General features: G+C 65.0%; 25 protein-coding genes. 17 read left to right on the top strand and 8 right to left on the bottom strand.

Annotated features, from left to right (window positions below):
* Together pstB and phoU are read left to right on the top strand one after the other, a co-directional pair.
* Nucleotides 1-879, top strand: a complete 879-nt coding sequence (pstB, locus tag WDO72_02175) for a phosphate ABC transporter ATP-binding protein PstB (GenBank protein ID MEJ0084465.1) — start codon at nt 1-3, stop codon at nt 877-879.
* 11 nt (nt 880-890) lie between these two features.
* Complete coding sequence (phoU, locus tag WDO72_02170) at nt 891-1,610, top strand: phosphate signaling complex protein PhoU (protein ID MEJ0084464.1); 720 nt, start codon at nt 891-893, stop codon at nt 1,608-1,610.
* 3 nt (nt 1,611-1,613) lie between these two features.
* Here phoU and WDO72_02165 read toward each other — a convergent pair whose 3' ends face one another.
* From WDO72_02165 to map, 5 genes are read right to left on the bottom strand one after another with little or no spacing between them, the layout of a single operon-like run.
* Nucleotides 1,614-2,087, bottom strand: coding sequence for a cupin domain-containing protein (locus tag WDO72_02165; GenBank protein ID MEJ0084463.1), 474 nt, complete (start codon nt 2,085-2,087; stop codon nt 1,614-1,616).
* Between the two features lie 8 nt (nt 2,088-2,095).
* A complete protein-coding gene (dapD, locus tag WDO72_02160; GenBank protein ID MEJ0084462.1) occupies nt 2,096-2,911 on the bottom strand; it encodes a 2,3,4,5-tetrahydropyridine-2,6-dicarboxylate N-succinyltransferase in 816 nt (271 codons plus the stop codon).
* A 27-nt stretch (nt 2,912-2,938) separates the two neighbouring features.
* Nucleotides 2,939-4,141: a succinyldiaminopimelate transaminase gene (gene dapC, locus WDO72_02155; protein ID MEJ0084461.1), complete on the bottom strand. Its 1,203-nt coding sequence runs from the start codon at nt 4,139-4,141 to the stop codon at nt 2,939-2,941.
* Nucleotides 4,138-6,837, bottom strand: coding sequence for a [protein-PII] uridylyltransferase (gene glnD / locus WDO72_02150; protein ID MEJ0084460.1), 2,700 nt, complete (start codon nt 6,835-6,837; stop codon nt 4,138-4,140). Before glnD ends, dapC begins: the two co-directional genes overlap by 4 nt.
* Entirely contained in the window at nt 6,838-7,638 is an 801-nt protein-coding gene (map, locus tag WDO72_02145; GenBank protein ID MEJ0084459.1) for a type I methionyl aminopeptidase, read from the bottom strand.
* 227 nt (nt 7,639-7,865) lie between these two features.
* On the opposite strand from map, the gene rpsB reads away from it, so the two are divergent.
* The 15 genes from rpsB to rnhB all read left to right on the top strand — a co-directional run bounded on the left by rpsB (nt 7,866) and on the right by rnhB (nt 22,587).
* Nucleotides 7,866-8,873, top strand: coding sequence for a 30S ribosomal protein S2 (gene rpsB, locus WDO72_02140; protein MEJ0084458.1), 1,008 nt, complete (start codon nt 7,866-7,868; stop codon nt 8,871-8,873).
* A gap of 27 nt (nt 8,874-8,900) precedes the next feature.
* Nucleotides 8,901-9,833: a translation elongation factor Ts gene (gene tsf / locus WDO72_02135; protein MEJ0084457.1), complete on the top strand. Its 933-nt coding sequence runs from the start codon at nt 8,901-8,903 to the stop codon at nt 9,831-9,833.
* A gap of 82 nt (nt 9,834-9,915) precedes the next feature.
* A complete protein-coding gene (gene pyrH / locus WDO72_02130) occupies nt 9,916-10,635 on the top strand; it encodes a UMP kinase (protein MEJ0084456.1) in 720 nt (239 codons plus the stop codon).
* A 25-nt stretch (nt 10,636-10,660) separates the two neighbouring features.
* A complete protein-coding gene (frr, locus tag WDO72_02125) occupies nt 10,661-11,218 on the top strand; it encodes a ribosome recycling factor (GenBank protein ID MEJ0084455.1) in 558 nt (185 codons plus the stop codon).
* A 27-nt stretch (nt 11,219-11,245) separates the two neighbouring features.
* Complete coding sequence (gene uppS, locus WDO72_02120) at nt 11,246-11,986, top strand: polyprenyl diphosphate synthase (GenBank protein MEJ0084454.1); 741 nt, start codon at nt 11,246-11,248, stop codon at nt 11,984-11,986.
* Nucleotides 11,979-12,797, top strand: coding sequence for a phosphatidate cytidylyltransferase (locus WDO72_02115; GenBank protein MEJ0084453.1), 819 nt, complete (start codon nt 11,979-11,981; stop codon nt 12,795-12,797). Before uppS ends, WDO72_02115 begins: the two co-directional genes overlap by 8 nt.
* Before the next feature lie 10 nt (nt 12,798-12,807).
* Nucleotides 12,808-14,001 (top strand): 1-deoxy-D-xylulose-5-phosphate reductoisomerase, encoded by a 1,194-nt coding sequence (ispC, locus tag WDO72_02110; protein ID MEJ0084452.1) that lies wholly within the window; start codon nt 12,808-12,810, stop codon nt 13,999-14,001.
* A gap of 9 nt (nt 14,002-14,010) precedes the next feature.
* Nucleotides 14,011-15,399, top strand: a complete 1,389-nt coding sequence (rseP, locus tag WDO72_02105; protein MEJ0084451.1) for an RIP metalloprotease RseP — start codon at nt 14,011-14,013, stop codon at nt 15,397-15,399.
* A gap of 39 nt (nt 15,400-15,438) precedes the next feature.
* Nucleotides 15,439-17,880, top strand: a complete 2,442-nt coding sequence (bamA, locus tag WDO72_02100; GenBank protein MEJ0084450.1) for an outer membrane protein assembly factor BamA — start codon at nt 15,439-15,441, stop codon at nt 17,878-17,880.
* A gap of 13 nt (nt 17,881-17,893) precedes the next feature.
* Nucleotides 17,894-18,466, top strand: a complete 573-nt coding sequence (locus WDO72_02095; GenBank protein ID MEJ0084449.1) for an OmpH family outer membrane protein — start codon at nt 17,894-17,896, stop codon at nt 18,464-18,466.
* Between the two features lie 32 nt (nt 18,467-18,498).
* A complete protein-coding gene (lpxD, locus tag WDO72_02090) occupies nt 18,499-19,545 on the top strand; it encodes a UDP-3-O-(3-hydroxymyristoyl)glucosamine N-acyltransferase (protein MEJ0084448.1) in 1,047 nt (348 codons plus the stop codon).
* 3 nt (nt 19,546-19,548) lie between these two features.
* On the top strand, nt 19,549-20,019 hold the full coding sequence (gene fabZ, locus WDO72_02085; protein ID MEJ0084447.1) for a 3-hydroxyacyl-ACP dehydratase FabZ: 471 nt from the start codon (nt 19,549-19,551) through the stop codon (nt 20,017-20,019).
* A 2-nt stretch (nt 20,020-20,021) separates the two neighbouring features.
* Nucleotides 20,022-20,798, top strand: coding sequence for an acyl-ACP--UDP-N-acetylglucosamine O-acyltransferase (gene lpxA / locus WDO72_02080; protein ID MEJ0084446.1), 777 nt, complete (start codon nt 20,022-20,024; stop codon nt 20,796-20,798).
* Nucleotides 20,798-21,952: a lipid-A-disaccharide synthase gene (lpxB, locus tag WDO72_02075; protein ID MEJ0084445.1), complete on the top strand. Its 1,155-nt coding sequence runs from the start codon at nt 20,798-20,800 to the stop codon at nt 21,950-21,952. Before lpxA ends, lpxB begins: the two co-directional genes overlap by 1 nt.
* Before the next feature lie 8 nt (nt 21,953-21,960).
* Nucleotides 21,961-22,587 carry a ribonuclease HII gene (gene rnhB / locus WDO72_02070; protein ID MEJ0084444.1) on the top strand — a complete coding sequence of 209 codons (627 nt, stop codon included), beginning with the start codon at nt 21,961-21,963 and terminating at the stop codon, nt 22,585-22,587.
* Here the strand turns inward: rnhB and WDO72_02065 are convergent, their stop codons facing one another.
* Genes WDO72_02065 through WDO72_02055 form a run of 3 tightly spaced genes read right to left on the bottom strand, consistent with a single transcriptional unit; the run spans nt 22,588 to nt 26,067 of the window.
* On the bottom strand, nt 22,588-24,981 hold the full coding sequence (locus tag WDO72_02065; GenBank protein ID MEJ0084443.1) for an EAL domain-containing protein: 2,394 nt from the start codon (nt 24,979-24,981) through the stop codon (nt 22,588-22,590).
* Nucleotides 24,981-25,592, bottom strand: coding sequence for a methylamine utilization protein (locus WDO72_02060; GenBank protein ID MEJ0084442.1), 612 nt, complete (start codon nt 25,590-25,592; stop codon nt 24,981-24,983). Before WDO72_02060 ends, WDO72_02065 begins: the two co-directional genes overlap by 1 nt.
* 1 nt (nt 25,593) lies before the next feature.
* Nucleotides 25,594-26,067, bottom strand: coding sequence for a group 1 truncated hemoglobin (locus WDO72_02055; GenBank protein MEJ0084441.1), 474 nt, complete (start codon nt 26,065-26,067; stop codon nt 25,594-25,596).
* Nucleotides 26,068-26,247 lie beyond the last annotated feature (180 nt).

Here is a 26,247-nt window from a genome sequence, read left to right as displayed (position 1 = left end):
ATGGAAGCTGCACAAGTGGAACGAGCAGGCATCAACCTGAAGCCGAGCGGTCGGACTTCCGAACCGTCGGCGTTGCAACAGCCGACCGAAATCGGCAAGACGGTCGGCAATATTGCCGTCGAGGATCCGATCTTCAGTTGCCGCAATGTCGACGTCTTCTACGGCGAGAAACATGCCATCAAGAAGGTCGGCATCGACATCGGCAAGAACCAGGTGCTGGCCATGATCGGGCCCTCGGGCTGCGGCAAATCCACCTTCCTGCGCTGCCTCAACCGGATGAACGACACCATTGCGGGTGCGCGCGTCGAAGGATCGATCCTGCTCGACGGCAGGGATATCCACGACAAGAAACAGGACGTGGTGCAGCTGCGTGCCCGCGTCGGCATGGTGTTCCAGAAGCCGAATCCGTTCCCGAAATCGATCTACGAAAATGTGGCGTACGGCCCGCGCATCCACGGTCTCGCCGGCGATCGCGTCGAACTGGATGAGATCGTGCACAACTCGCTGCAGCGCGCGGGCTTGTGGGAAGAGGTGAAGGACCGGCTGCAACAGCCCGGCACATCACTGTCCGGTGGCCAGCAGCAGCGGCTGTGTATCGCGCGCACCATTGCCGTCAATCCCGAAGTGATCCTGATGGATGAGCCGTGCTCGGCGCTCGATCCGATCGCCACTGCGCGTATCGAAGACCTGATGGAAGAGCTGCGCCAGAGTTACGCCATCGCCATCGTGACACACTCGATGCAACAGGCCGCGCGCGTGTCGCAGCGCACCGCGTATTTCCACCTGGGCGACCTCATCGAAGTGGGCGAGACCGATCGCATCTTCACGAATCCGCGCCACAAACTTACCGAAGACTACATCACGGGTCGCTTCGGCTGAGCTGGCGAAACATGGCATTCAATCTCGAAGGCCACACTGCGCGCGCTTTCGACGGCGACCTGTCGTCGCTGCACGTGCAGGCGGTGGCAATGGGCGCGCTGGTCATCGATCAGGTGCAGCTCGCGGTGTCGGCGTATTCCGGCTGGGACCGTTCGCAGGCGGCGCTGGTGCTGGAGCGCGAACGCAAGATCAATCTCTACGACGTGGAGATCGAAGAGGCGGCGCTGCAGGTGATCGCGAAGCGCCAGCCGGTCGCCCAGGATCTGCGCGCGGTGTTCGCGATCGACAAGGTCGTCACCGAGCTCGAGCGCGCGGCCGACGAGGCCAAGAAACTCGCGCTGGCCGTGCTCGCGGATTCCGAGTCGAATGGATTTCGTCCGGGCGCAGCCACCGCGCGCGAAGCCCGCCAGCTGGGCCGCCTCGCGGTGCTTATGATCCGCGCTGCTCTCGAAGCTTTCGACCGGCTCGATCCGCTCGCGGCTGCCGCCGTCATCCAGCAGGATCAGGAAATGGACTCCGAGTATGCGGCCGCGTTGCGCCGCATTCTCACGCGTGCAATGGAAGACGTTCGCCAGACGCAGGCGGCGATCGAGGCGGCGTTCATCATGCGTTCGCTGGAACGCATCGGCGACCACGCGCGCAACATCGCGCGGCACGTGGGTTTCATCGGCGGGCAGATCGATCCGACGGTTACCGGCGTATTGCCAGCCTCGGTGTCGATAAAGAACTGACGCTCACAGCATCGACGCGAGATCCGCGTCAAGCGGCAGCAGCCGTGCGGCGGTGGCCGCATCATCCGCCAGTATCGTGAAATCCGCGAAATCGAAACCCGGAGCCACGGTGCAGCCAGCCAGCGCGTAATCGCCGAGCGTGCGCGCGGCCTGCCAGTACGTGGCGGCCACCGTACACACCGGCGCCTGCGCGTCGAGCTTGTGGCGCGACAGCCGCGTGTACGCCGGGTCGACCGTCAGCACCTCGAGCGGCCCGCCTTCGTACAGGTGCCACACCTCGTCCGAGCTGACGCGATGCCAGCGGCTCACGGTGCCCGCCGGCAGCAGAAAGTAGATAGTCGTGAGGGCCGCGCGCGGGCCGCGGCCATCGGCGGGTGTCACCAGGCCGCCAGAACGGAAAATCTCGCGATAGTAGCCGCCCTCGGGATGCGGCTCGAGCTGCAACCTCGTGATGAGCTCGGCGGCGCGCGGATGCATGGCGGTGTTCAGTCCGCGCGCAGCAATTCGTTGATCGAAGTCTTGGCGCGCGTCTGCGCGTCGACCCGCTTGACGATGACCGCACAGTAAAGAGAGTACTTGCCGTCGGAGGAGGGCAGGTTGCCCGACACCACGACGGACCCCGCCGGCACGCGGCCCTGCAGGATCTTGCCCGTCTCGCGTTCGTAGATCTTGGTGCTCTGCCCGATGAACACGCCCATGGAAATCACCGAGCCTTCCTCGACGATCACGCCCTCGACGACTTCCGAGCGCGCACCGATGAAGCAGTTGTCTTCGATGATCGTGGGCGCGGCTTGCAGCGGCTCGAGCACGCCGCCGATGCCGACACCGCCCGACAGGTGCACGTTCTTGCCGATCTGCGCGCACGAACCGACGGTGGACCAGGTGTCGACCATCGTGCCGCTATCTACATACGCGCCGATGTTCACGTAGCTCGGCATCAACACCACGTTCGAAGCGACGTACGACCCGCGGCGCGCGACGGCCGGCGGAACGACGCGTGTGCCGCCCTTGGCCAGCGCTTCGCCGTCGTCCGCCTGGGAACGCGCGGCATATTTCAGCGGCACCTTGTCGAAGAAACGCGTGTAACCGGCTTCGATGATGGAATTGTCGTGGGTGCGGAAATACAGCAGCACCGCCTTCTTGAGCCACTGGTTGACCGTCCACCGGCCGTCGCGCTTCTCGGCGACGCGCGCCTGGCCGCTGTCGAGCAGTTCGATGCACTCCTCGATCGCATGACGCAGCGCCGGTGCGGCGTTTTTCGCCGTGATGTCGGCGCGGCGCTCGAAGGCTTCATCGATGATGGCGGCGAGGGTCGCGTGATCGGTCACTTAGGTTGTCTCCAGATAGGTGCGGATTCTGTGTGCGGCCGTGACACATTCTTCGACCGGAGCGACGAGCGAGATGCGCACGCGTCCGCGACCCGGATTCCCCGCCGGCGTGTCACGCGCCAGGTAGCTGCCCGGCAGGATGGTGAGATTCTGCGTCGCGAACAGGCCGCGCGTGAAGATTTCGTCGTCACGTTGCACGTCGGGCCATAGATAGAACGCGCCATCGGGTTCCACGACGTCCAGCACCGGCGCCAGGATGGGCAACACGCGGGCGTATTTCTCGCGGTACAACGCGCGGTTGGCGGCCGCGTGCGCGTCGTCGTTCCAGGCCGCGACGCTCGCGAGCTGCGTCGGCACCGGCATCGCGCAGCCGTGATAGGTGCGATACAGAAGATAGGGCTTGATGATGGCCGGATCTCCCGCGACGAAGCCGGAGCGCAGTCCCGGCACGCTCGACCGCTTCGACAGCGAATGAAACACGACGCAGCGCTGGAACGAGTCGTGGCCGTTCGCAACAGCCGCCTGCAGCAGCGAGGGTGGTGGCGACATTTCGTCGCGATACAGCTCCGCGTAACACTCGTCCGATGCAATCACGAAATCGTGTTTCTCGGCGAGCCGCAACGCGTGACGCAGGAAGCCGAGCGACAACACCGCGCCGGTGGGATTGCCGGGGCTGCACAGGAACAGGATCTCGCAGCGTTTCCAGATCTGCGCCGGCACTGCGTCGAGATCCGGCTGAAAGCGGTTTCCGACCGTCGTGTTGAGGAACACCGGTTGCGCCCCGGCCAGAAGGGCCGCGCCTTCATAGATCTGATAAAACGGGTTCGGCATCAGCACGACCGGTTTTTCACCAGCCGCCTCGTCACGCGCCGACACCACCGCCTGCACGAACGAGAACAAGGCTTCGCGCGTGCCGTTGACCGGCAGCACCATGGTGTCCGGGTTCACCGTGACAGCGAATCGCCGTGCGAGCCAGGCCGCGCAGGCCGCGCGGGTTTCCGGCAGCCCCGCGGTCGCCGGGTAACTGTCGAGTTTTCCGAGTTCGCGGCGCAGCGCCTCGATGACGAACGGCGGCGGCGCGTGTTTGGGTTCGCCGATCGACATGGCGATGTGCGGCAGGCCGGCGGGCGGCGTCACCTCCGCCTTCAGCCGTGCCAGTCGCTCGAACGGATAGGCGGCGAGTAGTTCGAGACGGCCGTTCACGCGGCCGCGCGGCGATCGAGCGCGCCCGACAATTTCTGCTGCAGCCGGGTCGCCGCGGCCTCGTCGAGCGGCAGGCCGGCCAGCGAGGCGAGGTAGAACACGTCTTCGGCACGCTCGCCGACGGTCATGATCTTCGCCGCGAGCAGGTCGATGCGTTCTTCCATCAGCACCTTGCCGACGTCGCACAGCAGGCCCGGCCGGTCACCCGCGATCAGCTCCAGCACCGAGCGGCGATTGCGTTCGTCCACCGTGACGGCGATCTGCGTGTTGGTGCGGAACATGCGCGACTGGCGCGGCACGCGGCGGGTCACCGTCACCGGCGCCTCGTCGGGGTGCTGCAACGCGCGCCACAGGGCGCGTTCGATTTCGCCGATACGCTCGGCGTCCGCGATCGGCGCGCCGTCTTCCTCGAGCACGTGATAGAGATCGAGGCTGAATCCGTCGCCGGTGGGTGTGATACGCGCATCGACGATGTTCAGGCCGAGCTGGTCGAGCACCGCGGTGGTGATGGCAAAGCTGTTGTAGCGGTGCGGCGCGAACGCGAGGATGGCGGTCGTGCCGCGTTCGCTGCTGGTCTGCACCGCGACCAGCGGATCTTCGCTGCCCGGCTCGCGATCGGCCAGCAGCTGCGTGTGCCAGGCCACTTCTTCCGGCGTGTGACGCAGGAAGTAGGCGGGCGTCAGGCGCTCCCATGCGCGCGTGATCTCGGGCGCGGTGATGCGCCCGGAAGCCGCCAGCAGTTTGCGCGCCCCTTCCTGCGTCTCGCGTGTCAGTTCATCGGGGTCGATCGGGCTTTCCAGGCCGCGGCGCAACGCGCGTTTCACGCGTTCGTAGAACTCCTGGAACAGCGAGGCCTTCCACGAATTCCACAGCTTCGGATTCGTGCCGCGCACGTCGGCGCTGGTCAGCACATATAGATAGTCGAGGTGGGTCTCGTCGCCGACCCTGCGGGCGAAGGCGTTGACGACCTCGGGATCGGAGATGTCCTGCTTCTGCGCGGTCACCGACAGTTCGAGGTGGTTCTGCACCAGCCAGGCGACCAGGCGTGCGTCGTAGCGCGACAAGCCCTGCTCGAGGCAGAAAGCCTCCGCGTCGACCGAGCCGAGCGCCGAATGATCGCCGCCGCGGCCCTTGGCGATGTCGTGGAACAACGCCGCGAGATACGCGATCTCGAGTTTCGGCAGCTGCTGCATGATCGCCGACAACATCGGCAGCTCGCTGTCGTACTTGGGCAGCGACAGGCGGCGCAGATTGCTCAACACGAACAAGGTGTGCGCGTCGACCGTGTAGGCGTGGAACAAGTCGTACTGCATGCGGCCGACGATGCGGCCGAATGCGGGAATGTAACGGCCGAGCACGCCATAGGTGTTCATGCGGCGCAGCTCGTGCGTGACGCCGGCCGGCGCGCGCAGGATCTCGAGGAACAGACGATGGTTGCGCGGGTTCTGCCGGAACTCCTCGTCGATCAGCCAGAGGTTCTTGTTGACCGCGCGGATCGTCGACGCACGCACGCCCTTCACGTCCGGGTTCTGCTGCAGCACCACGAAGATCTCGAGCAGTGTCGATGGGGTGCGCGCGAACAGCTCTTCGCTGATGGCTTCCAGATAATCGTTGCGCACCTGGAAGCGCGGGTTGAGCGGCCGCGGCGGAGTGGTCTCGGTGAGGATGGCTTCGCGGAACAGCTGCAACAGCAGCTCGTTCAGCAGGATGACGTCCATGACCGTGCGGTAGTACCGCTGCATGAACTGTTCGACCGCGAGCGTGTACGAGGCGTCCTCGTAGCCGAAACTCTGAGCAAGCTTGATCTGGTGGTCGAACAACAACCGGTCTTCGCGCCGGCCGGTCAGCACGTGCAACCCGAAACGCACCTTCCACAGGAACGACTGCGCCTGCTTGAGCTTGCGCAGCTCGGAAGGCGACAGGAAACCGTGCGTGAGTAGTTCGTCGAGCGAGCTTGCGCCGAAGTGACGCTTTGCCACCCAGGCGATGGTCTGGATATCGCGCAGGCCGCCGGGGCCGGTTTTGACATTCGGTTCGAGGTTGTAGGCCGTGTCGTTGGCTTTGAGATGCCGCTCCTGCTGCTCGGCGACCTTGGCTTCGAAGTACTCCTTCACGGGCCAGATGCGATCGGCGGAAACCGCCGCGCGCATCGCCGCCAGCAACTTCTCGTTGCCCGCGAGCAGCCGCGACTCGACCAGCGTGGTCATCACGCCGACGTCGGCCGCGCTTTCCTCGGCGCATTGCGCCACGGTGCGCACGCTGTGCCCGACCTCGAGATTGATGTCCCACAGAAAGGTGACCACGCGTTCGACCACGCCGCGGCCGGAGTCGTCCGGAGCTGCCGGGACGAGGATCAGGATGTCGACGTCGGAAGCCGGGTGCAGCTCGCCGCGGCCGTAGCCGCCGACCGCCGCCAGCGACCAGCCTTCGTAGCCGGCGGGCAGCTGCGAACGCCACACCTCGCGCAGGATGACGTCGATCAGTTCCGCGCGTGCATGCACCAGCGTCTCGACCGATTCGTCGGCGCGAAAACGTTCCACCAGTTCCGCGTGCGCTTCGCGCAGCTCCGTGCGGAACGCCTCGGGTGCGAACTTCGCCGCCGCCAGGCGCTCGGGCAGGTGGGCGAGCCGCAGCCAGGGCGCGCCGCGTAATACCGTGGTGTCGGTGGCCTCGATGTCCTCGTCCAGCGACGCCATCTAGTTAGAGGCGGCCGGGCGCTTGCTGAGCGCGCCGAGGGTGAGGACTTCGAAGCCGTTTTCCGTGACCAATATCGTGTGCTCCCATTGCGCCGACAATGAATGGTCCTTGGTGACCACCGTCCAGCCGTCGCCTAACAATCTTACGTGCCGCTTGCCGGCGTTGACCATCGGTTCGATCGTGAAGGTCATGCCGGCCTTCAACTCGTCACCCGTGCCCGCCTCGCCGTAGTGCAGGACCTGCGGATCCTCGTGATACACGCGGCCGATGCCGTGGCCGCAGTATTCGCGCACCACCGAGAAATTGCGTTCCTCGACGAAGGTCTGGATCGCGTGGCCGATGTCGCCGAGGCGCGCGCCCGGGCGCACCTGTTCGATGCCGCGCCACATGGCTTCCCAGGTGGTCTCCGCGAGCCGCTGCGCGGGCAGGGCGGGTTTGCCCACGTAGTACATGCGGCTGGTGTCGCCATGGAAGCCGTCGCGGATCACCGTGACGTCGATGTTCACGATGTCGCCGGATTTGAGCGCCTTGTCGTTCGGAATGCCGTGACACACCACGTGGTTCACCGACGAGCAGATGGTCTTCGGGAAGCCGCGGTAATTCACGTTGGCCGGGATGGATTTCTGCACTTGCGTGATGTGCTCGAAACACAGCCGATCGAGCTCTTCGGTGGTGACCCCGGGCTTCACGTGCTCGCCGATCATGTCGAGAACCTCGGCCGCCAGGCGCCCGGCGACGCGCATTTTTTCCTGTTCGCCTAAGGACTTAATAGAGATGTGTCGGCTCACGAGGGAGTCCATGAAGTGCACCTTCGTAAGGCGTTGTTTTGACGGGGAACAAATGGTATAAAGCGCGGCCTTTTTTGGCAATGAAACTCATCTAAACCACACGCGTGTGCCTGCCGAACCTGCCTCTCCAGGCAATCGGCATAACGAGTGGATGGGTGTCCGGCGATCGATCTGCTTGCAGATCGGCAATGGATATCCACTCGGGCGCTGCGGAGGCTTAACCCACCAAGGAGACTTTGATGGCCAGCGTGTCTATGCGACAAATGCTGGAAGCGGGCGTCCATTTTGGACACCAGACCCGCTTCTGGAACCCGAAGATGGCTCAGTACATTTTCGGCGAAAGAAACAAGATTCATATCATCAACCTCGAAAAGACGCAGCCCATGTACGCGGAAGCGGCGGGGTTCGTAAAGAGCGTTGTAGCGGACGGCGGCAAAGTGCTGTTCGTCGGCACCAAACGTTCCGCCCGCGACGCGGTCGAGAAAGAAGCCAAGCGTTGCGAGATGCCCTACGTCAACCAGCGCTGGCTTGGCGGCATGCTCACCAATTTCAAGACCATCCGCGGCTCGATCAAGCGCCTGATGGACCTCACCGAGATGTCCGAAAACGGCACGCTCGGCAAGCGTGGCAAGAAGGAAGCCACGATGATGCGCCGTGAGAAGGACAAGCTCGAGAAGAGCCTGGGCGGCATCAAGCTGATGGAATCGCCCCCGGACGTCATCTTCATCATCGACGTCGGTCACGAGGAAATCGCCATCCTCGAAGCCAAGAAGCTCGGCATTCCGGTGGTCGCGGTGGTCGATACCAACTGCGCTCCGGACAGCGTCGACTACGTCATCCCCGGCAACGATGACGCCATGCGCGCCATCTCGCTGTACGCGACCGGCATTGCCGACGCGGTCATCGAAGGCCGCTCGCAGGCTCCGGCCGTGGTCGTGGGCGAAGACGAATTCGTCGAGCTCGACGAGAACGGCAATCCGCGCAAGAAGGGCGCCCGCAGCGCCGCGCCGCGGCCTCCGGCCCCGGTGCGCAACCGCCGTCCGGCGAACACCGCGACCCGCGGTCGTCGTCCGGTGGTGGCCAGTGTCGCGGCCGAGCCCGATGACGGCGCCGATCCGGCCGTGTTCACGGATACCGGCGAAGCCGCTCCGCGCAGCGCGACGGCCAGCGCCGGCCGCTCGCGCACCGGCACCGGCAACCCGCCGAGCCGTGGTCGTGGCGGCGGCGGCGGTCCGCGCCGCGGCTGAGTGCCTAACTAGTTTGAGGAACGTTTAATGACAATTACTGCAGACGCGGTCAAACAGCTGCGTGAACGCACCGGCGCCGGCATGATGGAGTGCAAGAAGGCACTGGTCGAAACCAATGGCGATCTCGACGCGGCCGCCGAGAACATGCGCAAGTCGGGTCTCGCGAAGGCCGACAAGAAGGCCTCGCGTATCGCCGCCGAAGGCGTGGTCGTGGTGGAGAAATCCGCCGACGGCAAGACCGGGGTGCTGGTCGAAGTGAACAGCGAGACGGATTTCGTCGCGCGTGGCGACGACTTCCGCGGCTTCGCCAACGAAGTCGCGAAGGTCGCGCTCGCGGCCGGCGCGGCCAGCATCGAGGTCGTGAACAGCCTCAAGCTCGGCAGCGGTGAGACGGTCGACGAGAAGCGTCGCGCCTTGATCGCCAAACTCGGCGAGAACCTCACCGTGCGTCGCGTGGTGCTCGTGACGGCGCCGACCGTGGTCGGTTCCTACGTGCACACCGACAACAAGAAGGCCGCCCTGGTGGCCGTCGAAGGCGGCGATGCGGAACTGGCGCGGGACCTCGCAATGCAGGTGGTGGCGGCCAGCCCGCGTTACCTGACGCCGGCCGATGCGCCGGCCGACCTCGTGGCGAAGGAACGCGAGATCGAGACCGAGAAGGCGAAGGGCGAGCCCGCCAACGCGAGCAAGCCGGCCGAGATCCTCGCCAAGATCGTGGAAGGACGCCTGCGCAAGTCGATCAACGAATTCGCGCTCACCGGCCAGGTGTTCGTCAAAGACGGCGATCTGACGATCGAGAAGCTGCTGCAGAAGAACAAGGCCAGCGTGAAGGGCTTCGAGCGAGTCGAAGTAGGCGCCGGCATCGAGAAGAAGCAGGGCGACTTCGCAAACGAGGTCATGGAGCAGGTCAAAGCCGCCACCAAAAAGGACGACAAGTCCGACCCGCCGACGAAGCACTGATGCGATCCCGAAAACCCCGCCTTCCGCGGGGTTTTCTTTATGGCAAAGTGCGCACGCTTCGCAACAGAGGAAATCGCCACCCATGACCGCCGGCCGATACCAACGCATCCTGGTCAAGCTCTCGGGCGAGGCTCTGATGGGCACGACCGACTTCGGCATCGATCCCCTGGTGCTCACGCGTATTGCCGGTGAAGTGCTCGAGATCCAGCGCTCAGGCGTGCAGGTGGCCTGCGTCATCGGCGGCGGCAACATCTTTCGCGGCGCGGGGCTTGCGAAGGCGGGGCTCGACCGCTCCACCGGCGACTACATGGGCATGCTCGCGACCGTCATGAATGCGCTCGCGATGCAGGACGCCATCGAACGCCTGGGTGGCACCGCGCGTGTGCAGAGCGCGATCCGCATCAATCAGGTGTGCGAGGACTATATTCGCCGCCGCGCGATGCGCCACCTCGAGAAGGGCCGCATCGTCATCTTTGCCGCCGGAACGGGCAACCCGTACTTCACCACCGACAGCGCGGCCGCGCTGCGCGCCATCGAGATCGAAGCCGACGTGTTGCTCAAGGCCACCAAGGTCAACGGCATCTACGACTCGGATCCGATGAAGAACCCCGGTGCGAAACGTTACGCGACGCTCACCTACGACAAGGTGCTGGCGGACCGCCTCAATGTGATGGACGCGACCGCCATCGTCATGTGCCGCGACAACCGCATGCCGCTGCAGGTGTTCAACCTGAACAACGCCGGCGACCTGCCGCGCGTGGTGCGCGGCGACGACATCGGCACGGTCGTCACCAGCGACTGAACGAGAAGTTAGAGGGATCGCAACAATGTTAGACGACATCAAGAAGGACGCAGTCACCCGCATGGGCAAGTGCGTCGAGAACTTCCAGGCTGATCTCAAGAAGATGCGCACCGGGCGCGCGCATCCCTCGCTCATCGAGAACATGAAGGTCGACTACTACGGCACCGACACCCCGCTCAAGCAGGTGGCCAACATCAGCGTCGAGGACGCGCGCACGCTGGTGGTGTCGCCGTGGGAAAAGAGCATGGTGCAGGCCATCGAGAAGGCCATTCACAAGGCGGATCTCGGGCTCAATCCGATCAGCGCCGGCACCGTCATCCGCATCCCGCTGCCGCCGTTGACCGAAGAGCGCCGCAAGGACATCACCAAGGTGGTGCGCGCGGACGCCGAAAATGCCCGCGTCGCCGTGCGCAACGTGCGCCGCGACGTGATCGCCGACGTCAAAGAGGCGCTCAAGGAAAAGCTGATCACGCAGGACGACGAAAAGAAGGCCGAAGTCGACATCCAGAAGCTCACCGACAAATACATCGGCGACATCGATGCGCAGCTGGCGGCGAAGGAAAAGGAAATCATGCAGGTGTGAGCGGGGCGGCCGCGGCACGGTTTCCTCGTGAACATTCCAAAACACATCGCGATCATCATGGACGGCAACGGCAGGTGGGCCGAGGCGCGCGGCCAGCCGCGCCATGCCGGCCACAAGGAAGGCGTGCGCCCGGTGCGCATGTGTATAGAAGAGTGCGCCCGCCGCGGTGTTGGCGCGCTCACGCTGTTCGCCTTCTCCAGCGAGAACTGGCAACGGCCCACGGTCGAGGTGAGCAGCATCATGCAGCTGTTCCTCGATGCCATCGATCGTGAAGTCGCGGACCTGCACAAGAACCAGGTACGCCTGCGTTTCATCGGCGACCGGCACGCGCTCAGCGTCAAACTGCAGTCGCGCATGGCGGCCAGCGAGGAGCTCACCGCCGGCAACTCCGGGCTCAAACTGCAGGTGGCCGTGAGTTACGGCGGGCGCTGGGACATCCTGCAGGCGGCGCGCAAGCTTGCCGCCCAGGTCGCGAGCGGCGCGTTGAGTGCCGAGGCCATCGACGAGGAACGCTTCTCGCGCGAGCTCGCGCTCGGCGGCATCGAGGATCCCGATCTGTTCATCCGCACCGGTGGCGATCACCGCATCAGCAATTTCCTTTTGTGGAACCTCGCGTACACCGAGATCCACGTCTGCGACACCTTGTGGCCCGATTTCGACGTGCCGCAACTGGAAGCCGCGCTGGCCTCGTTCGCCCATCGCGAGCGCCGCTTCGGGCTCACACGCGAACAGGTCCGCGATCCGGCCGAGGCTGCCACGCGTGCTTAAACAACGCGTCATCACCGCGATCGTGCTCGTTGCGGTGCTGCTGGGCGTCATGCTCGGGCTGCCCTCCATCGCCACCGTCTGGCTCGTCACCGTGCTGGTGCTGGTGGGCGCGTGGGAGTGGGCGGCCTTCATCGGCAAGGGTGGTTATGCCTCCCGCGCCGCCTTCACCGCTGTCATCGCGCTGGCGCTGCTCGCCTGTTTACATTTCAATTCGACCTCGCCCGGTTTCGTGCACCTGGTCATGACGATCGCCATGCTCTGGTGGATGGCCGCGTTTTTGTGGGTGAGTCTCGCGCCCGCGCGCGTCAACCCGGTCTCGGCCGCGCTCGCCGGTGTGTTCTCGCTCGTGCCGTGCTGGCTCGCGCTGGTCTATGTGATTTTCACCACGGGCAGCACGTACTGGGTGTTGTTCACGCTGGCGCTGGTGTGGGCGGCGGACACTGGCGCGTTCTTCGCCGGCCGGTGGTTCGGCCGCGTGCCGCTGGCGCCGCGTGTCTCGCCGAAGAAGACCTGGGAAGGTGTCATCGGCGGCGTCATCACCAGCGGCATCGTCGCGTGGATTGGCGCCACGTGGCTCAATCGATATCTCGCGGTGGCCGATGTGTGGCCGTTCGTGACTACTTGCATCGCCGTCGCGGCGTTGTCCATCGTCGGTGACCTGACGGAAAGCATGTTGAAGCGGGCCGTGGGTCTCAAGGACAGTGGCAGCGTTTTCCCGGGCCACGGTGGCATGCTCGATCGCATCGACAGCGTCACGGCGGCCGCGCCCGCCCTAGTGTTTGCGTTGATGGCGCTCAAGGCCATTCCATGAGCCTGCGCCCATGAGTCTTCAGGGTGTTGCCATCCTCGGTTCCACCGGGTCGGTGGGTGAACACACGCTCGACGTGATCGCGCGGCATCCCGAGCGTTTTCACGTCGTCGCACTCGGCGCGAATCGCAACGTCGAGAAGCTTGCCGAACAGTGCAGCCGCTTCTCGGTGCCGTACGCGGCGCTGGCAGACACCACGTTCACCACCCGTCTCGAGCAGGCGTTGCGCGCACGTGGCGCGCCCACGCGCGTGCTCGGCGGCGCCGATGCACTGGTGGAGATCGCCGCGTTGCCCGAAGTGCATAGCGTCATGGCAGCCATCGTCGGCGCCGCGGGTTTGCGTTCCACGCTGGCCGCTGCGCGCGCGGGCAAACGCCTGCTGCTGGCTAACAAGGAGTCGCTGGTGATGGCGGGTGCGTTGCTGATGCAGGCGGTGCGCGCCTCCGGCGCGACGCTGCTGCCCATCGACAGCGAACACAACGCGGTCTTCCAGTGCCTGCCGCGCGACTCCCGCTGCGGCGAATCGCCGCCGGGCGTGCGGCGAATCCTGTTGACCGCCTCCGGCGGACCATTCCTCGATGCGGACCGCAGCCGCCTCGAACAGGTGACACCCGAGCAGGCCTGCGCGCATCCAAACTGGGTCATGGGCCGCAAGATTTCGGTGGATTCGGCCACGCTCATGAACAAGGGTCTCGAATTCATCGAGGCCTGCCTGCTGTTCGACGTGCGGCCCTCGCAGGTCGAGGTGCTCATCCACCGCGAGAGCATCGTCCACTCACTGGTGGAATACATCGACGGATCCGTGCTCGCCCAGTTAGGCGCCCCGGACATGCGGACTCCCATCGCCCATGCGCTGGCGTGGCCGGAGCGCGTGACCTCCGGTGTACAATCCCTCGACCTCATCAAGGTCGGAACCCTGCGTTTCGAGGCTCCGGACCTGCGGCGCTTCCCGGCGCTGGGGCTGGCGCAGGAGGCCGCGCGCGCCGGAGGCTCGCGACCGGCATCACTTAACGCCGCGAACGAGGTGGCTGTGTCGGCGTTTCTGGAAGGCGGATTGAACTTTGCGCGAATTCCGGCAGTCATTGAGTCGGTGATGGCAACCACTTCGGGGGGCGAAATCCGCGATCTCGACGACGTGCTGGCGGCCGACGCCGAAGCGCGCGAACGCGCTTCCTCTCTTATCCGGCCCCGGGCCGTTCACGCTTAAGGACGCCTGATGCAAATTGGCTGGAGTGTCCTCTGGTTCATCGTTGCCGTGAGCTTGCTCGTCACGGTGCACGAATTCGGCCATTTCTGGGTGGCCCGCAAGCTCGGCTTCAAGGTGCTGCGGTTCTCGGTGGGTTTTGGCAAACCCCTGTTGAAAAAGGTCGGCGGTGCGCCCGACTACACCGAATACGTCATCGCTGCCGTGCCGCTCGGCGGTTACGTGCGCATGCTCGACGAACGCGACGGCGCGGTCGCCCCCGCCGACCTGCCGCGCGCTTTCGCAAGCCGCCCGCCGTGGGCGCGCATCCTCGTCATGCTGGCCGGGCCGGCCGCCAACATCATCTTCGCCGTGGCGGTGTTGTGGGGCATGTTCTGGGTCAATGGCGTCACGCACGTGAAAGCCCAGGTCGACAAGGTGACCGCCGCTTCGCCTGCCGCGCGGGCCGGCCTCAAGGTTGGCGACGAGATCCTCAGCATCGACAACACGCGCGTGCTCGACCAGGGCGACGCGTCGTTCGGGTTGTTAGACGCGGTCAGCGACGATGGCGAGGCAGTCATGCAGGTGCGCGGCAGCGATGGCCGCAACCGTACCGTGACGCTCACCGTGCCCGACGCGGCGGAGCGGTACCGGCTCACCGAGCCGGAGCGCCTGTACTCGGGCCTTGGTTTCCAGTTCTGGGTACCGCGCGTTCCGGCGATCGTCGGCAACGTGATCGCGGACGGGCCGGCAGCCAAAGCCGGCATGTTGCCCGGCGACCAGATCGTCGGCGCCGACGGCGCGCCGATCCGCAGCTTCAACGAGTTCATGGACTACGTGAACGCGCGGCCCGCCCAGGCGATGGTCCTGACCGTACGCCGTGACGGCCTCGACAAGGTGTTGAATCTCACCACCACGAGCGAAGTCGTCGATGGCAAGACCATCGGCCGCATCCGCGTCGAGGTGCCGAAGAACGTCAGCGTGACGATCCCCACCGGGATGAGGACCCACAGCGATCTCGGGCCGCTGGAGTCGCTCACCTACTCGGCGACCAAGGCATGGCAGATGACCGCCGCGCAGGCGAAATTCTTCGTCCGCATGATCACCGGCCAGGTGTCCACCAAGAACATCTCGGGTTTCATTTCCATCGCCAAGTATTCCGGTGACGCGGCGAGCGCCGGCGCGGGCAACTTCCTCATGCTGCTCGTGCTGCTGTCGTTGTCGCTCGGCTTCCTGAACCTGTTGCCCATTCCGATTCTCGATGGCGGGCAGATCGTTTTTCAGGTTGCCGAGTGGATCAAGGGCGGCCCGCTGTCGGATCGCACCTATATGGTCGGGCAGCAGGCAGGCCTGCTGCTGCTGGTGCTGCTCATGGGCGTCGCCTTGTTCAACGATCTGACCGGTTTGTTCGCGCATAGCTAGTACAAAATTTTCCAGGCAGATTTCTTTCAGGGGATTCCATTGACCACACGGTTTGCGACTTTTATCGCCGTCGGCGGCTTGTTGCTCGCGGCTCCGCTGTTTGCCCAGGAAGGGCCGGCGTTCACGGTCGGTGACATCCGCGTCGAAGGTCTGCAGCGCGTAACCGAGGGAACGGTCTACAACTATCTACCCATCAACATCGGCGACAACCTGTCGGCGCAGCGCCTGCGCGAGGCGGTGCGTGCGCTGTACGACACCGGCTTCTTCCGCGACGTCGAGATGCGCCGCGACGGCAGCACGCTGATCGTGGTCGTCAACGAGCGCCCCACCATCGAGAGTTTCGAGCTCAAGGGCAACAAGGACATCAAGACCGAGGATCTGAACAAGTCGCTGCGCAACGTCGGGCTGTCGCAGGGCAAGACCTTCGATCGCTCGGTGCTCGAGGACGTGAAGTCCTTTCTGCAGGACCAGTACGGCGCGCGCGGCAAATACGCCGCCAAGATCGACGCCAACGTCGAAGAGGTGGCCGGCAATCGCGTCAAGATCAAGATCGAGATCGTCGAGGGCAAACGCGCCAAGATCCGCCAGATCAACATCGTCGGCAATCACACGTTCAAGGAAAAGGACATCCTCGAGACGTTCGAGCTGAAGACGCCGAACCTGCTGTCGTTCTACAAGCAGGACGACCGCTACTCGCGCGAATCGCTGCAGGGTGATCTGGAAAAGCTGCGTTCGTTCTACATGGATCGCGGTTACGCGAACTTCGAAGTCGAATCCACGCAGGTCGCCATCGCGCCCGAGAAGGACGACATCTTCATCACGGTGAACGTCAACGAGGGTGAGGTTCACAAGGTCAAGGAAGTGAAACTCGCGGGCACCTTCGTCGTGCCCGAGGCTCTGTTGAAGCGCTACGTGCTCGTGCAGCCGGGCGACACCTTCTCGCGCAAGACCATCACTGCGACCCAGGAACTGCTGCAGAACCGCCTGGGCGAAGACGGGTTCGCGTTTGCGAAGGTGGATCCGGTGCCCACGACACTCGGCGATCCCAAGAACAAGGAATTGACGCTCACGTTCTTCGTCGATCCGGGTAACCGCGTCTACGTGCGCCACATCGTGTTCAACGGCGTGACCAAGATCAACGATGAAGTCCTGCGCCGCGAAATGCGCCAGCTCGAGGGCGGCTGGCTGTCGAACGTCGCGCTCGACCGCTCCAAGCAGCGCATCGAGCACCTGCCATACATCAAGAAAGTGGAATCGGAGACCAAACCCGTGGCGGGTTCCGCCGATCTCGTCGACGTCAACTACGACATCGAAGAGGGCCCGTCCGCGCAGCTGGGCGGCGGTGTCGGTTACTCCGAGTCGCAATCGTTCATCCTGAGCGGCAATTACGCCGACGCGAATTTCCTCGGCACCGGGCGGCGCGTTTCGGTCGACCTGAATTCCGGGCGTTACAGCAAGGTGTACGGTGTGTCGCTGACCGAGCCGTACCTCACGCCTAACAATGTCGGGTTCACCAGCAACATCAGTTACCGCGACCAGACGCAGTTCGTATCCGCCTCGTCCGATTTCTCGTCCGAGACCATCGGCGCGGGTTTCGACATCGGGTATCCGATCGGCGAGCGCCAGGGGTTGCGCTTCGGCCTGTCGTTCCAGAAATCCAGCCTGCTGGTGACCAGCAACGGCAGCGCGCGCCAGTCGATCGACTGGGTGCGCAACAACGGCAAGACCAATCAGCGTTGCATCGGCGCCAATTTCGACGACGTCGATTGCGATGTCGGCCCGGTCGCGCTCGCGATCTTCGGCACCGAGTACAACTCGGTCGAACTGACCACCTCGTGGAACTACGACAGCCGCAACCGCTCGCTGTTTGCCGACCGTGGGGCTCGTAGTTCGCTGGGGATCGCCTATGCATTACCCGGCGTCAGCGACGTCGAGTACTACGTCGCGAGCTACGAGTTCGTGAAATATGTCCCGCTGTTCGGGCGGTTCACCCTGCAGGTGGGCGCCGACCTGGCATACGGCATGGACATCGGCGCGACCACCGCGCTGCCGCCATACCGGCAGTTCTATGCCGGCGGCCCGGACACCGTGCGTGGATATAAAGAGAGCCGCCTGGGCCCCAAGGACGATTTTGGCCGGCCGTTTGGCGGCAATTTCAAGGTGGCGGGCCGCATGGAAGTCCTGATCCCGCTGCCGCAGAAGTTCGAGACCTCGGCGCGGCTGTCCTGGTTCTACGACATCGGCAACATCTTCTCGACCGGCAATCGGTACGACTTCCGCGGCCGCAGTGGACAGCCGGTCGAGTACAACTTCGAGTATGATAAATTGAAGCATTCAACGGGCATCGCAGTGCAATGGCTCGCGCCGTTGGGTGTGTTCCGATTCAGCTATGCCATGCCGTTGAACGCGTACAAGGGCGATAGCAACGTCTACCCGGATGAAGACGAACCGTTCCAGTTCTCGGTTGGCCAGGCTTTCTAACGAGGTGAGTTCAGTGCAGGTTTCGTTTCGCAAAGTTTTGTTAGGTGCTCTCGCGACCGTGGCCTTTGCCGCGCCCGCGATGGCGGAGCTCAAGATCGGCGTCATCGACTACGCGCGCCTGTTCGACGAATCGCCACAGGCGAAGGTCGTGCAGGAGACGCTGCGGTCGGAATTCCAGCCGCGCCTCCAGCAGCTCGTCACCCAGGAGCAGGCGCTGAAGACCCGCAACGACAAGTTGCAGAAAGACGCCGCCACGATGACGCCCGAGCAGCGCACCAAGGCCGACAAGGAATTGCGCGACGGAGCCCGCGAGCTCGAGCGCAAGAAAGGCGAGTTGCAGGACGACTCGAACGCTCGGCGCCAGGAAGAAATGAACAAGCTGCAGCGCTCGCTGATCGGCGAAGTGCGTGACTACGCCAAGGCGCAGAGCTTCGACATCGTGATCGCCGAAGGCGTGATCTATTCGACCCCCGCGGTCGATATCACCCCCGCGGTGCTGCAGAAGCTGCAGGCGAATGCGCCGAAACCGGCCGCCGCTCCGGCGGGAGCCGCCCCGGCACCCGCGAAGCCCGCCGCGAAGCCCTGAAGTTCGGGGAAGGCGCAGTCGCGCCCGCCGCCATGACAGTTACGCTCGGCGAACTGGCGGTGCGTTTCGGCTGCGAGCTGCACGGCGATCCATCGGTGGCGGTGGATTCCGTGGGCGCGCTGTCGCAGGCCGGGCCGCGCGCGGTGAGCTTTCTCGCCAATCCGAAGTACGTCGCCCAGCTCTCGGGTACACGTGCCGGCGCGGTCATCCTCGACGCGAAGTCGGCGGCCGCATCTCCCGTACCCGTGCTCGTGGCCGCGAACCCGCACGCCACTTACGCGCGCGTGGCGACGCTGCTGCATCCCGACCCGCCGCTCCATCCCGGCACGCATGCGACGGCGAGCGTGGGAGCGGGCGCCCATATCGACGCTTCGAGCGAGATTGCAGCGCAGGTCAGCATCGGCGAGGGCGTGCGCATCGGCGCCCGTTGCTTCATCGGTCCGGGCTGCGTGATAGGCGCCGGCGCGGAAATCGGCGACGACACGCGCCTGACGGCGCGCGTCTTCCTTGGCGATCGCGTCAGGATTGGACTGCGCTGCATCGTCCAGCCGGGCGCCGTCATCGGCGGGGACGGCTTCGGCTACGCGCCCGACCGCGGCACATGGGTCAAGGTGCCGCAACTCGGCAGCGTGCTGCTGGGTGACGATGTCGAGATCGGCGCCAACACCACCATCGACCGCGGCGCGCTCGGCGACACCGTCATCGAGACCGGCGCGAAGCTCGACAACCTCATCATGATCGCCCACAACGTGCGCATCGGGGAGCACTCGGCGCTGGCCGCCGCGGTCGCGATCGCTGGCAGCAGCGTGCTCGGCAAGCGCTGCATCCTCGGCGGCAAAGTGGGTCTTACGGGACACATCATCCTGTGCGACGACGTCGTGGTGCTCGGCACATCGTTCATTTCACATTCCATATCGAAGCCGGGTGTGTATTCTTCGGCGCTGCCGAGCGAGGAAGCCTCCGTGTGGCGCCGCATCGTCGGGCGCATCAAGCGGCTCGATTCGATGGCTAAACGACTGCGCGCGGTCGAAAAACACGTGGGACTTCACGCGGCGGACCAGGGAAACTCCGAGGACTAACTAATGACTCAACCGCTTTCGCTCGACATCATGGGCGTCATGCGCCTGCTGCCGCATCGTTACCCGTTCCTGCTGGTCGACAAGGTGCTCGAATGCACCAAGGGCGAAAGTATTCGCGCCGTCAAGAACGTCACCATCAACGAGCCGTTTTTTCCGGGCCACTTTCCGCACCGGCCGGTGATGCCCGGCGTCATCATCATCGAGGCGCTGGCCCAAACCTGCGGGCTGCTGGCGTTCATCACCGCCGATGTCGTGCCGGACGAATTCACGCGGTTCTTCTTCGTCGGCATCGACAAGGCGCGCTTCCGCAAGCCGGTCGAGCCGGGCGACCAGCTCATTCTCACGGCCAAGCTCGAACGCTCCATGCGCGGCATCTGGAAGTTCTCCACGGTCGCCTACGTGGGCGACGATGAGGTAACGTCCGCGGAAATGATGGTCGCTCCCGAAACGAACAAGACCCCCGCCAAGGCGTAACCATGGCTGGCATCGACCCGCGCGCCATAGTCTCTCCGCAGGCCGAGCTGGCGGCCGATGTGACGGTCGGTGCCTACAGCGTCATCGGCGACGGCGTGAAGATCGGGCCCGGAACCTGGGTCGGTCCGCACGCGGTGGTTACCGGCAACACCACGCTCGGCGCCGGCAACAAGGTGTTCCAGTTCGCCTCGATCGGCGATGCGCCGCAGGATCTCAAGTACGCGGGCGAACCGACCCGGCTCGAGATCGGCGATCGCAATGTCTTCCGTGAGTTCACCAGCATGAATCGCGGCACCGCGCAGGGTGGAGGCGTCACAACGATCGGCAGCGACAACCTGTTCATGTCGTACACGCACGTGGCCCACGACTGCCACGTCGGCAGCAAATGCGTCATGGCCAATTACGCCACGCTCGGCGGCCACGTCGAACTCGGCGACTGGGTGATCATGGGCGGTTACTCCGGCATCCACCAGTTCACCAAGGTCGGGGCGCACGCATTTCTCGGCAACAACGCCGCGGTCACACGCGATGTGCCGCCCTATCTCATGGTGGTCGGGACACCCGCCGTGCCGCACTCGATCAATTCGGAAGGTCTCAAGCGGCGCGGCTTTTCTCCCGAGCAGATCCGCAATCTCAAGAACGCCTACCGGGTGCTGTACCGCTCCGACCTCAAGCTCGCCGATGCGGTCGAAGAATTGGGCAAACGCGTCGCCACCCAGCCCGAACTCAAGATCTTCGTCGACTTCATCGGCGAGTCGACGCGCAGCATCGTCCGTTAATGCGCATCGCGCTGGTGGCAGGAGAAGCATCGGGCGACGCGCTGGGTGCGTCACTCATCGAAGCGCTGCGAGCCAAGTTTCCCGAAGCTGAATTCGCGGGCGTCGCCGGCCCACGGATGAAGGCCGCGGGCTGCATCGCCTGGCATGGCGTCGAAGCATTGTCGGTCATGGGGCTCACCGAAGTCCTGAGCTCGCTGCCGCGGCTGTGGCGGCTTCGGTCGAGCCTGCGCAAGCAGATTCTCGAATGGCGTCCCGATGTATTCGTCGGTGTCGACTTCAAGGAATTCAACCTGGGTCTCGCGCGGCTGCTCAAACGCGCCGGCCTGCCGACGGTCCAGTACGTCAGCCCGCAGGTGTGGGCGTGGCGGCAGGGCCGCGTGCGCACCATCGGCCAGTCGGTCAATCTGGTGTTGTGCCTGTTTCCCTTCGAGCCGGATTTCTACCGCGAACACGGCGTGCGTGCCGCCTTCGTCGGCCATCCTTTGGCCGACCAGATTCCGCTCGAGGTCGATCGGGCCGCGGCGCGCGCCGGCCTCGGCATCGATCCTGCCGCCAGGGTGCTGGCGGTGCTGCCCGGCAGCCGCCGCGGCGAGGTCGAACGGCTGGCCGGCGAATTCGCCGGCGCGGCAGAGTTGTTAGCCGCGAAGTTTCCCGGTCTGGTCTGCATCGCGCCGATGGTGACACCCGCGCTGCGCGCTGTCTTCGCCGCGCAGTGCGCGCAAACTGCGCCGCGTGCCGCGGTCAGGATGCTCGACGGCGACGCGCGGGCGGCGCTCGCGGCCGCCGACGTCGTGCTGGTGGCTTCGGGAACCGCGACGCTCGAAGCTGCGCTGTGCAAACGTCCGATGGTCGTGGCTTACAAACTCGGAGCGGTCACGGCCTTCGTGTTGCAGAAACTCGGGCTGGTGAAAGTGCGGCATTTCTCGCAGCCGAATCTGCTGGCGGGCGCGGCGCTCGTCCCCGAGTTCTTCCAGCAGGATGCGAATGCGGCGAACCTGGCCGCGGCGCTGGCACGCTGGCTCACGCACCCGGAAGAAGTGGCGCGCGTGCAGAAGGAATTCGCGGCGATCCACGCCCGCCTGCGTTGCGACGGCGCGCGGCGCGCCGCCAACGAGATTGCCGAGCTGCTCGCGGCCTGGACGGCCCAAGCGTGAGACAAGGCATGCAACCCGATACGGGCACGAAGATCCGCGTGCGATTACGCGTCGCGGGTGTCGACGAAGCCGGGCGGGGGCCGCTTGCGGGGCCCGTGGTCGCCGCGGCGGTCATCCTCAATCATGCCCGGCCGATCCGCGGCCTTGCCGATTCGAAGGTGCTCGAGCCGGAAGAACGCGAGCGGCTGGCGCTGCTGATCCGCGAACGGGCGTTGTGTTACTCGGTGGCCTGGGCGGACGCCGAGGAGATCGACAGCATCAATATCCTGCAGGCGACCATGCTGGCCATGCGCCGCGCCTTGTTAGGACTGCGCGTGCCGCCGCAGCAGGTGTTCGTCGACGGCAACCGTTGTCCGTGCGCGGAGGGGCTGGGGTTCGACTGCCTGTTCGAGGCGATCATCAAGGGAGACGCCAGCGTCCCGTCGATCAGCGCCGCGTCCATCCTGGCCAAGACCACGCGCGACGCGTTGATGCGCGAGCTCGACGGCCGTTACCCGGGCTTCTCGCTGTCGGGGCACAAGGGTTACCCGACGCGTTCACACGTGGCGGCGCTGAATTCGCTGGGCCCGAGCCCGCTGCACCGGCGCAGCTTCGCGCCGGTGCGCTCGAGCGACGCGGCCGTCCTCGACGACTGACTAGCGCGCCTGCGCGCCCACGCTCCGGGCGGTATCAGTCGCGGGCTGCGGCGCTTCAAAGGTGCCGTGATTCGCGCGAATCCAGCGGGCGAGCGCCGCGGGTTCGAGTGGTTTGCTCATGTAGTAGCCCTGCGCCTCGTCGCAGCCCAGCGAACGCAGCATGTTCCACACCGCGCTGTCCTCGACGCCTTCGGCCACGACCTGCAGCCCGAGGTTGTGGCCGAGATCGATGGTCGAACGCACGATGGTGGAAATCTCCGTATCGGTCGCCATGCGGGAGATGAAGGACTGGTCGATCTTCAGCTCCTGGACCGGCAGCTTCATGATGTACGACAGCGACGAGTAGCCCGTGCCGTAGTCGTCGATCGACAGTTTCACGCCGAGTTCGGCCAGGCGATCGAGCACCTTCTGTGCATGCGCCGGGTCTTCCATGAAACCGCTCTCGGTGATTTCCAGGCACAGCAGCCCGGGCGTCACGTCGTGTTCGGCCAGCAGCGCGGCCACGTGTTCGGGCAGGTCGCGATTCATGAGATCGCGTGCCGAGATGTTCACAGAGACCTGCAACGTGAGCCCTTCGCGCAGCCACGCGCCGCACTGGCGCACGGCCTCGCGGATCACCCAGCGGGTCAGTAGTTTGATGTAACCGGTGTGTTCGGCGAACGGGATGAACTGCGAGGGCGGCACCAGCCCGCGGGCCGGATGCTCCCAGCGGATCAGCGCCTCGACGGCGCTGACGTGCGCGGAGTGCAGCGAGACCTTCGGCTGGTAGTGCAGGCGCAGCTCGTTTTGCTCCACCGCGCGGCGCAATTCACCGAGCAGCGACAGATGTTCCTGCTGGCTGGTGTCGTAGTGCGGGTCGTACACCGCGAAACCGGTCTTGTTGCGCTTGGCGGCGTACATGGCGATGTCGGCATTACGCAGCAGCGTCTGCGCATCGCGACCGTGTTCGGGATGGTGCGCGATGCCGATGCTGGTGCCGACGTCGAGCGGCTGGCCTTCGTACAGGATGGGCATCTCGAGCGCCGTGATGATCTGGCGCGCCGTCTCGGTCAGATCAGCCTGGCCGGTGTGATTGACGAGAATGGCGAATTCGTCGCCGCCCAGGCGCGCGATGCACTCTGCGTCGCCGACGGTGTGTTGCAACCGCAGGCTCACCTCGCGCAACACATGATCGCCGACGCCATGACCCAGCGTGTCGTTGACGTACTTGAAGCGATCGAGATCCATCATGAGGATGGTGCGCCGGACGCCGCCCTGGTTGCACTGGGCGATGGCCTGTTCGAGTGTGTTGTTGAAACGCGAGCGATTGGCGAGATCGGTGAGAGGGTCTTCGTAGGCCAGCTTGAGGATGCGTTTCTCGCGGTCGGCGATACCGCCGCGCATGTGATTGAGGCTCGACGCCAGCACGCCGATCTCGTCCGCGCGCTGCACGTTGACGGGGGCGACGTAGTCGCCGTGTTCGATGCGCGCGGCGGCGTTGGCCAGCGTCTCGAGCGGCCGCGTGATGTTGCGCGCCACGGCGACGCTGCCGACGATGGACAACACGAGGCTGAATCCCGCCAGCACGATCAGCGTGAAGCGCAGCCGTTCGAAGGCGGCGAGCGCGCTGCCTAGCGAGCGATGCAGCACCGCGACGATGCGCGCGTCGTCGTTGTCGTCGAGCGGGATCACCAGGGCCTGGTGATCGTCGTTGGCGATGTTCATGACGAGGCGCGTCACCTCGCTCGAGCGCGGCGGCATCGCCTCGAGCAGGGCCTGCTGGTCCTCCTTGCTCAGCGTCGAAGCCAGCACGCGCCAGCCCGCCGGCGCGTCGAGCGCGAATGAAACCTCGAGTTCGGTGAGCTGGCGCAGATCGCGCGCCAGCGTGTCGTCCACCGCGAAACCCATGACCACCCAGCCGATCGGCAGCGGCGCGAGAACCGGCACGGCCACGAGCTGGAACGCGCGGCCGTCGAGCACCTCCAGGCTGGCGCTGCCGCCATTCTTGTTGGCCTTGATGAGGGCGGGATATTCGAATGGCCGCGCTTCGCTTTGCGGCCGCAGCGTATCGGAGATGACGGTGCCGTCGAGGTCGACGAACACCATTGCGTCGGCGCCGATGCGCGCGCCGTGATTCGCCAGCACCGAGGCGATCGTGCCGGTGTCGTGCGTCGCGATCGCCTCGCGGAAGGCGAAATCGGCCGCCAGCACGCGCGCGGATAGTTTGAGCTTCTCGGCGTTCTGCTCGAGCTGCCGCGCGAACACGCGCCGGCCGATGTTGAGTTCTTCTGCGACCTTGGTCTGGGCGTTGCGCGAGTTCGCAGCGTTCACGAAAGTGAACGCCAGCACCTGCACCAGCACCAGCAGCGCGACGAAGAAGACGATGATGCGCGTCTGCAGCCGCTGGATGCGCATCACGGCGCAGCCTGCAACGAGATGGAGCTGTGCAGGGCCGCGCCACCCTCGACACGCAGCGTGAGGACTTTCGGCGGCAGATTCTGCGCGGGCGCCGCGGCAGTGATCGTGTATTCACCGTCGGGCAGGCCCCTGAGTGTGCCGATGCCATCGGCGCCGCTCTTGCCGAACCACGGCGTGTCGACGATGTAGACCCACGCCACCATCGCGTCGTGGATGTTGCAGCCGAGCACGACGACGCCGGCGTGATCGAACGTGATCGGGGCCGCCTCGCGGCCGGAGTACAGCTTGGTCGTGAAGACCTTCGCCGGCGAGAACGAGTAGATGGAATGGCGGATGTTGTCGCTGTTCGGGAAGAACACGGAAGTGCCGGCCTGGAAGATGCTGACCTTCGGCACGAACTCCTTGTTCACCTGGTCGATGAGCGCGCGCGCGTGGGGTTTCACGGTGGGCGCCGCGCCGCCAACCGGCGCTGCGAAAACCACCGCATCGGCGACCGGCCTGCCGCTGCCGTCACGCACTTCGAGCGAGAGGTCGGCGGCGGCCGCGCACGGCAGGCCGTTCGCGAACAAGGCCACGAGCGCAAATCCGCTTTTGAGGTGGCGTGCCAAGTCAGAGCTTGACCACGTCCCGTTTCATCGGGGCGAGGATTTCCAGTAATTGATTACGTGCCGACAAGGGCACCTGCTGCGCGCGCATCGCGTCGCGCAGCACCTCGACGAGAGCGAAGAATTCCGCGTTGCCGATGTGATGGCCGGCGTGGACGTCGCGCATGGTGTCGCCCGTGTATTTGCAACCGCCGCCGGTCAGCGAACAGATCTGCTCGATGAGCATGTCCTTGACGTGCTGCAGGTTCACTTTGTCGAAGGACTGATTCATTTTCGGATTCGCGGCGACGACATCGATCGTCTGATTGACGAAGGCCGAGACCTTCGCGGTGCCGCCGAGGCGTTCGTACAAGGAACCGGGCGGGGCGATCGCCGGCGGCGGTACCGGCGCGGGCGGGGCCTGTGAAAAGGCCGCAGGACAAAACGAGCCCGCGGCGACCACGAACATCGTCGCGAGGATGGGTCTGCGAGACGCCATGGTGGGAACCCCGGAGCTGAATCTGACGGGGTGGAATTATCGATCCGGCAGCCGCTCCGGCCATTGAAACGACTCACACCTTCACGGAATTTCCGCGGCGATTTGCGGACAATTCGCGCCGTTGTTTGAGTGCCCCGACAAGGGCGCCGTGCCGAGTGTGATCCCTATCGCACTTCGGGG

Source organism: Pseudomonadota bacterium (genome assembly GCA_037200975.1).
Lineage (GTDB): Bacteria > Pseudomonadota > Gammaproteobacteria > Steroidobacterales > Steroidobacteraceae > CADEED01.
This window is presented reverse-complemented; position numbering and strand designations above follow the sequence as displayed.

Excerpts from the sequence above, each read along its gene's own strand:
- pstB (MEJ0084465.1), top strand. The coding sequence starts at position 1 with ATGGAAGCTGCACAAGTGGAACGAGCAGGCATCAACCTGAAGCCGAGC.
- phoU (MEJ0084464.1), top strand. The coding sequence starts at position 891 with ATGGCATTCAATCTCGAAGGCCACACTGCGCGCGCTTTCGACGGCGAC.
- WDO72_02165 (MEJ0084463.1), bottom strand. The coding sequence starts at position 2,087 with ATGCATCCGCGCGCCGCCGAGCTCATCACGAGGTTGCAGCTCGAGCCG.
- glnD (MEJ0084460.1), bottom strand. The coding sequence starts at position 6,837 with ATGGCGTCGCTGGACGAGGACATCGAGGCCACCGACACCACGGTATTA.
- map (MEJ0084459.1), bottom strand. The coding sequence starts at position 7,638 with ATGGACTCCCTCGTGAGCCGACACATCTCTATTAAGTCCTTAGGCGAA.
- rpsB (MEJ0084458.1), top strand. The coding sequence starts at position 7,866 with ATGGCCAGCGTGTCTATGCGACAAATGCTGGAAGCGGGCGTCCATTTT.
- tsf (MEJ0084457.1), top strand. The coding sequence starts at position 8,901 with ATGACAATTACTGCAGACGCGGTCAAACAGCTGCGTGAACGCACCGGC.
- pyrH (MEJ0084456.1), top strand. The coding sequence starts at position 9,916 with ATGACCGCCGGCCGATACCAACGCATCCTGGTCAAGCTCTCGGGCGAG.
- frr (MEJ0084455.1), top strand. The coding sequence starts at position 10,661 with ATGTTAGACGACATCAAGAAGGACGCAGTCACCCGCATGGGCAAGTGC.
- ispC (MEJ0084452.1), top strand. The coding sequence starts at position 12,808 with ATGAGTCTTCAGGGTGTTGCCATCCTCGGTTCCACCGGGTCGGTGGGT.
- rseP (MEJ0084451.1), top strand. The coding sequence starts at position 14,011 with ATGCAAATTGGCTGGAGTGTCCTCTGGTTCATCGTTGCCGTGAGCTTG.
- lpxD (MEJ0084448.1), top strand. The coding sequence starts at position 18,499 with ATGACAGTTACGCTCGGCGAACTGGCGGTGCGTTTCGGCTGCGAGCTG.
- fabZ (MEJ0084447.1), top strand. The coding sequence starts at position 19,549 with ATGACTCAACCGCTTTCGCTCGACATCATGGGCGTCATGCGCCTGCTG.
- lpxA (MEJ0084446.1), top strand. The coding sequence starts at position 20,022 with ATGGCTGGCATCGACCCGCGCGCCATAGTCTCTCCGCAGGCCGAGCTG.
- lpxB (MEJ0084445.1), top strand. The coding sequence starts at position 20,798 with ATGCGCATCGCGCTGGTGGCAGGAGAAGCATCGGGCGACGCGCTGGGT.
- rnhB (MEJ0084444.1), top strand. The coding sequence starts at position 21,961 with ATGCAACCCGATACGGGCACGAAGATCCGCGTGCGATTACGCGTCGCG.
- WDO72_02065 (MEJ0084443.1), bottom strand. The coding sequence starts at position 24,981 with ATGCGCATCCAGCGGCTGCAGACGCGCATCATCGTCTTCTTCGTCGCG.
- WDO72_02055 (MEJ0084441.1), bottom strand. The coding sequence starts at position 26,067 with ATGGCGTCTCGCAGACCCATCCTCGCGACGATGTTCGTGGTCGCCGCG.